Annotated in this window: 5 protein-coding genes and 1 other annotated feature; of the genes, 3 read left to right on the top strand and 2 right to left on the bottom strand. The window is 64.6% G+C overall.

What is annotated here, in order from left to right:
- Positions 1–46 precede the first annotated feature (46 nt).
- The gene (locus ACFFC4_RS22035; RefSeq protein ID WP_375504884.1) at positions 47–238 is read right to left on the bottom strand and encodes a hypothetical protein; all 192 of its coding nucleotides are present in this window, start codon (positions 236–238) and stop codon (positions 47–49) included.
- Between the two features lie 139 nt (positions 239–377).
- Between ACFFC4_RS22035 and ACFFC4_RS22030 the strand changes: the two genes are divergently transcribed.
- The gene (locus ACFFC4_RS22030) at positions 378–734 is read left to right on the top strand and encodes a hypothetical protein (RefSeq protein WP_375504882.1); all 357 of its coding nucleotides are present in this window, start codon (positions 378–380) and stop codon (positions 732–734) included.
- A 93-nt stretch (positions 735–827) separates the two neighbouring features.
- Here the strand turns inward: ACFFC4_RS22030 and ACFFC4_RS22025 are convergent, their stop codons facing one another.
- Positions 828–1,256, bottom strand: coding sequence for a hypothetical protein (locus ACFFC4_RS22025; RefSeq protein WP_375504880.1), 429 nt, complete (start codon positions 1,254–1,256; stop codon positions 828–830).
- Positions 1,257–1,909: 653 nt separating this feature from the next.
- Between ACFFC4_RS22025 and ACFFC4_RS22020 the strand changes: the two genes are divergently transcribed.
- The gene (locus ACFFC4_RS22020; protein WP_375504879.1) at positions 1,910–2,434 is read left to right on the top strand and encodes a hypothetical protein; all 525 of its coding nucleotides are present in this window, start codon (positions 1,910–1,912) and stop codon (positions 2,432–2,434) included.
- A gap of 1,056 nt (positions 2,435–3,490) precedes the next feature.
- Positions 3,491–4,779, top strand: a protein-coding gene (locus tag ACFFC4_RS22015; protein ID WP_375504877.1) for an IS3 family transposase whose coding sequence is annotated in 2 segments (ribosomal slippage) — positions 3,491–3,764 and positions 3,764–4,779 — 1,290 coding nt in all. Because the reading frame shifts where the segments join, the coding sequence is not laid out codon by codon here.
- Positions 3,760–3,894, top strand: a sequence feature (AL1L pseudoknot). Its footprint overlaps the gene before it by 135 nt.
- Positions 4,780–4,868: the final 89 nt, after the last annotated feature.

The following is a 4,868-nucleotide window of genomic DNA, read 5'->3' as shown; positions in this document are numbered from 1 at the left end:
TGCGCCGCGGCATGATCAGCACACCGATTGTGTCCGGAGAACCGGGTCAGGCTCCCACGTTCGTCACGCCTGACTCGTCGACGAACAGGTCTGAGAACCACGCGACCGAGCCGACGATGACTACCAGGACGAGGCCCGCAGTAGGCGCTCGTTCCTCGAGGCTCTCCAGCCTCGCGCGGCGCGGATTGCGGTTATCACCGCGGATGTCCGCGAGGAACCATGCCCACACCCGCTTCATGGGCCGATGCTAGTTGACCATGTGGGTGGCAACCGTTGGATGAGATCTTGGGGCCCGTACAGTTCCGCCGCGTTGAGCGCTCCGCGCTCATGCCGCACACGGATCGGATGAGACCGCACAGTGCAGGTCACGGATACTCATGGACGTGGATCATGTAGTGGCTGTTCGTCTCTCGATGGATGACGGGTCGAATCGATATTTCCTAGCTCTGGGTCGCATCTTCGACGCCGTGGAGCCCGACAAGCTGCTCGCGGCGGTGACCGATCACGCGAAGGTGTACGACCTTCAGGGCACCGTCGCCAGCGTCCACTTGTGCGAGATGCTTCGTGAAGCGGCCGATTCGTCTGAGGCGCCGTACTACTTCGAGGCTGCCCAGGCATTGGGCCGCGTGTCGATCCCCTTCGGCAAGCGTTACGCCAAGTGGCAGCGCCGGACTCGCAAGGCGATGCGTCGCGGGGAACACATCCATTACTGCGGGGGTCCAGCGCGCGGCTAGCGTGACCATCGCGCTCCCATGCCGCGTTGAGCGCCACCGCGCTCATGTCGGTCGGCGCCTGCTCGCGGCGCCGGCCGCCTGCCGTGAGGTGGCTCAGGGAGGTCCGAGTTCAGCCAAGTTGCGCCACAGCGGTGCGATGCGGTGGCGAGGCGTTCGGATGAGATCGAGTTCTCCGACCGCGGCGAGCACGTGGGGCGTGACGCCCTGTTTGTTGCACGCCCAGACGGCTGAGCCCCCAATGCTCACGCCGGCCGATGCCCAATTGTTGTGATCAGGGCAGGTCGGCATGTAGATGCCCTCGAGCTCGATCAGGCCTTGAGCCATCTGTGCGGCAACGTCGGCCGTGACCCCGGCGAGATCAGTGGCGTCCAGGTCGATCGAATCGCTGGTCCACGTACCCCTCCATTGCACGTTCACGATGGGGTACTCGTCGCTGCCGCCCGCGACCGCAAAGCTCAGCCGGATGCGCTCCAACCCCACCGTGTCGAGATCCTGCTGAACCAGCCGCAACGCCTGCAGCATCACAGCGGAGGGACCGGCCCACTGAACCTGCTCGAACTCGTAGGCAGGCGTGTCAGGACCGGGCACCCCGGATTCGTGCGAGGCATGGAACGGATCTGCGCCCCTACCGTGTGCATCCACGAACCGATGTTGCCACCTGCCTTCAATCGCAAATGCCGCGTTGAGCGCTACTGCGCTCGTGTAACAATCGCACCGTGAGTTCCGAAGCCGGCCCGAGGTGGTCGGCGCGGGACCGGGTTCGTGATCCGCGCTTTGCAGGCATGATCTTGCTCGGACCTGAAGTTTGGCTTGCGTGTAACCTCCTTTGGTCAGGTTCTACGACCACATGGGTCATGACATTTTGCGTGGTCGAAGCCGCCGCAGGAGTGACCGCAGCGACCGCACTACCTCCGTGGCGCGATCTACGCCACGGACCCCGTATAGGCGCCTTGGCTCTAGCAGCCGGAGGCGTCGCTTTCGTAGCCGTCGCCTGCCTGTTTCGTCTGCTCTAGTGCGGACCGCTGCCGCGCTCTCCTGCCGCGTTGAGCGCTGCCGCGCTCTCCTGCCGCGTTGATCGCTGGTGCGCTGCGAAGAAGCTGATGCCTGCGTGAGCTGGCAGGTGAGCTCTGGCATCGTTCGCTGCGTCGTGACGCCTGAGGGAAGGAGACCCAGGGTTGTCCTACGGGCTGCGGCGCACTCTGCTCGGCGCGCTCGGTGGTGCTGCCGTGCTTATCGTCCTGGGTTTGTACTACCTCCTGGCGCAACACGTCCTACCGTTCGCCATTCTTTCGTTCGCACTCGCGACACCCCTAGTTGCGGGCGCGCTCCGCGTCGTCATTCGGCTGCGGGCAGGAGATGCCGGTGTACGACTAGCAGCTCGCGAGTGGAACGGTCCGGGTGCGCTGCTGCTCGTTAGCCGCCCACTAGCGAGCGCTGACGATCTCCTGCGCAAGTACCTGGTTGAGGTTGACGGCCACCGCGTTGCCGAACTCGGTTACGGCGACGCGACAGAGCTGGACATCGCGGCTGGGCGGCACAGCGTTCAGGCCCTGCTGGGCGGGAGCGACAAGAAGTCACAGCGCGTCGAGATCACGAGCGTCGCAGGTCATCGAAGCCACGTACAGGTCGAACCCTTCGCCGCATCGACCGCCGTCCGGAAGGCCGCAGACGAGTGGATCGTCGTTAGCGAAGCACAGTGATCGCCGGTTAGCGCTGCAAAGCTGCAGCGCGCAACCGATCATGCCGCGTCGCAGTCCTGCGTGGGTGGCCTTGACCGTACGTTGTGACAGTGGACGCCGAACATGTCGACCCGCGCGATACGCGGTGGGAAGTAGACGAGTCCGCCTATCGGGTCTCCTTCTGGCGACGCGCATCTGAGAACCGGGAAGCTGGGTGGACGTCCGAACAGTGGCGACTCAGCGGAGCCGACGCCCCTGACGTGCTCGCGTGGGCCCAAGAACGAGCGCAGGGACGTCTGATCACGATCTGGGTCGAATACGTCAGCAGCAACAACGGGCTTGGCGTGATTCGGCTACAGGGGTGGGAGCCGAACCGCGACGACAACCCGCCTCCACACCTAGGCTGATCCCGCAGAGACCGGACCGCCGCGCTCTCCTCCCGCGTTGAGCGCGACCGCACTTTCATGCCGCGTTAAACGTGGCTCCGTCCGCGGGTGGAACCAAGTTGGGCCGCATTGGTTGGAACTCCAGTCACCTTTGATTCCTAACGTTGGCTGGTTAGTTCAGCGAGTAGTTCGGCGATAGAACTGCTGTAATTGGCGACGGTTCGCTTTCGGTTGGAGTAGCTGTCGAGGTTGGCCCCTATTGCCCCATTGACCCGAAGCACTGTCGCGTCCGAAAAGTAGAAGTACAGAACTTCGTCGTGGTTCGGAGCCGCAGTACCCCCATGAACGCACTTGCACGGGTCCGGGACGAGCCTGTTGAGTGCCGTCGCCAGCCGGTCCGTTTGCGGCGGATTGAGCAGGTAGCTGCCGACGAGTAGTTGAGAGGCGTTACGTCCGCCGTACCCGCAACGCACCACGGCTGCCGGGTGGTCTGGAACGAGAACGTCAGACGGGCCTCGCGTCGTGTTAGTGGCTGCCCCGAGCTTGCTCGCGCAGCCAAGCGCATTGACGTTGGCGATCCGTATCGAGGACAGCATGTTGTCAACGTCGTGGTATGTCGCCGCGGTGATGCCGATCGTGATGAACCGTCCCGGGTTTGATGCCGCTTCGCTTCTTGCGAAGGATGCAGATCATGCCCAACAGGTACCCCGCCGAGCAGCGGGAACGCGCGACCCGGATGGCTCTTGATCGACTCGATGAATACGGCTCGGCGTGGAAGGTCGCGCAGGCGTTGGGACCCAAGCTCGGGGTCGGTCCGGAGACGCTGCGTAAGTGGGTCGTGCGGGCCCAGACCGATGCCGGCGCCCGTCCCGGGCCCACGAGTGAGGAGTTGGCCGAGATCAAGCGGTTGAAGAAGGAGAACGCCGACCTTCGTGAGGCCAACGAGATCTTGAAGGCGGCCTCGATTTTCTTCGCGAGGGAACTCGACCCTCGCCACCGTTGATCGCCCGGTTCATCGACGAGCAGCGCGCTGCTGGTCATGGGGTCGAGTCGATCTGCGCCGTCCTGCGTGAGCAGGGCGTGCAGGTCGCCCCACGCACCTACCGGTCCTGGCGCACCACCCCGCCCGCGGCGCGGACGGTCACCGACGCCGGCATTGTCGACACGCTGCGATCGCTGCGCACCGGCAGCTCGACGGGCGGGCCGTTGCCTGAGATCCTCTACGGCCGCCGCAAGATGACCGCCTGGCTGCGACGCAGTGGGCACGAGGGCGTCTCGAAGCACACGGTCGACCGGCTGATGCGCCAAGAGCGCATGCGGGGCCTGATCCGCGGCCGCAAGATCCGCACCACCATCGCCGGCAAAGACGGCGTGCGCGCCGGTGACCTGCTCAACCGCGACTTCCGCACCAGCTCACCGAACCGGGCCTGGGTCACCGACTTCACCTACGTCGCAACCTGGTCCGGGTTCGTCTACGTGGCGTTCGCGATCGACCTCTACTCGCGCGCGATCGTGGGCTGGTCAGCCGCAGCAACGAAAGACGTCGCGTTCGTCGAGGCGTGTCTGTCGATGGCGCTGTGGCGTCGTGATCACACCGGCCGACCGGTGCCCGCCGGGATGATCCACCACTCCGACGCGGGCAGTCAGTACACGTCCATCCGGTTCACCGAAACCCTGGCGCTGCAGGGGTTGTCGGCCTCGATCGGCTCGGTCGGCGACGCCTACGACAACGCCGTCGCCGAGTCATTCATGGGCCTGTTCAAGAACGAAGCCATCGCCACCGGATCACCCTTCCGGACCGGCCCGCTACGCACCCTGGCCGACGTCGAAGCCCTGACCATGAACTACGTCGACTGGTACAACAACCACCGCCTACACAGCCTGCTCGACCTCGCCACGCCAGAAGAGTTCGAACAGCGCTACTACGATCACCACACCGGCTCACCAACCGGCGACGCCGCCAACACGAAGACGGCATGAAACCCGGGACGGTTCATGATGTGTCAAGGGACAACAAGAACTGAACGCTGGCGGTCACGAGATGTGCACGCTGGCGGACAGTAGAACTG

This window comes from uncultured Jatrophihabitans sp. (genome assembly GCF_964244045.1).
GTDB lineage: Bacteria > Actinomycetota > Actinomycetes > Mycobacteriales > Jatrophihabitantaceae > Jatrophihabitans.
Note: the sequence above shows the minus strand (reverse complement) of the source record. Positions and strands in the feature narration are given on the sequence as shown.

What these genes read in the sequence shown, in the direction of transcription:
- ACFFC4_RS22025 (WP_375504880.1), bottom strand. Translation starts at nt 1,256, where the DNA reads ATGCTGCAGGCGTTGCGGCTGGTTCAGCAGGATCTCGACACGGTGGGG.
- ACFFC4_RS22035 (WP_375504884.1), bottom strand. Translation starts at nt 238, where the DNA reads ATGAAGCGGGTGTGGGCATGGTTCCTCGCGGACATCCGCGGTGATAAC.
- ACFFC4_RS22030 (WP_375504882.1), top strand. Translation starts at nt 378, where the DNA reads ATGGACGTGGATCATGTAGTGGCTGTTCGTCTCTCGATGGATGACGGG.